The organism is Streptomyces sp. NPDC127092, from assembly GCF_042722475.1.
Taxonomy (GTDB): domain Bacteria; phylum Actinomycetota; class Actinomycetes; order Streptomycetales; family Streptomycetaceae; genus Streptomyces.
The window spans coordinates 1-832 of the sequence record NZ_JBHXFE010000298.1 but is presented as its reverse complement, the minus strand read 5'-3'; the positions used below and the strand labels follow the sequence as shown (position 1 = coordinate 832).

Here is an 832-nt window from a genome sequence, read left to right as displayed (position 1 = left end):
ACGTCTGCCCGGCGTGGATCTGCTTGGTCTCGAACGACCAGTTGACGGTGGGATCGATGTTCTCGGTCACGAGTGGTGTGCTCCAGATTCGGTGAGGTGGATGTGGTGAATCAGTTGTCGCCGGTGCGTGTTTCGACCACGGTGTGGACCGGGGTCTGATTGCGGGTCAGGTCGAGGACGGGGCAGTGCGCATCCACTGCTTCCTGCAGTTCGAGGTAGCGCTCCCGCGGTTCCGGGCCGGTCAGCGTCACGACGACGCGCACTTCACCGAACCCGGCACGGACAGCGTCGTCGAAGCCGAAGAACCCGCGCACGTCGAGGTCGCCCTCGGCGCTCGCCGAGATGTCGTCGACACGGACACCGAGCTTCTCGGCCCAGAAGCGGTACGTGACCACCTGGCAGGAGAGCAGTGAGGCGAGGTAGTACTCCACGGGATTGGCGGCCGAGTTGTCGCCGCCGAGCGCCGGCGGCTCGTCCACCTCGACGCTGTACTTGCCGAGCGTGACGGTGCTCGCGACGGCGTCGTGCGCCTGCGCGGAGGCACGGAAGACGACGTGAGCGTTCGCGGAATCCTGGGAAACGGCGTCGCGGGTGGCGCCGATGACGGACGTGAGGTGCGACACGGATGCAGTGGTCATGACAGTGCGAATCCTTCGAAAACGAGGGTGTGCGGGAAGAACCCGGCGTAGAGAACGTCACGCCGGGACGGGTCCGATCAGGAGATCGGACACCTCGAGGTACACACCAGTGCGAAATCGACATGGCGACGCCGCGTCAGCAGCTCACCTGAGTCGATCACGCCGGATTCGGTCACGGATCAGACTGTAACCGC

Annotated in this window: 1 protein-coding gene; it reads right to left on the bottom strand. The window is 65.0% G+C overall.

What is annotated here, in order from left to right:
* Positions 1 to 110: 110 nt before the first annotated feature.
* Complete coding sequence (locus ACFWJO_RS39850; RefSeq protein WP_037240989.1) at positions 111 to 638, bottom strand: OsmC family protein; 528 nt, start codon at positions 636 to 638, stop codon at positions 111 to 113.
* Positions 639 to 832 lie beyond the last annotated feature (194 nt).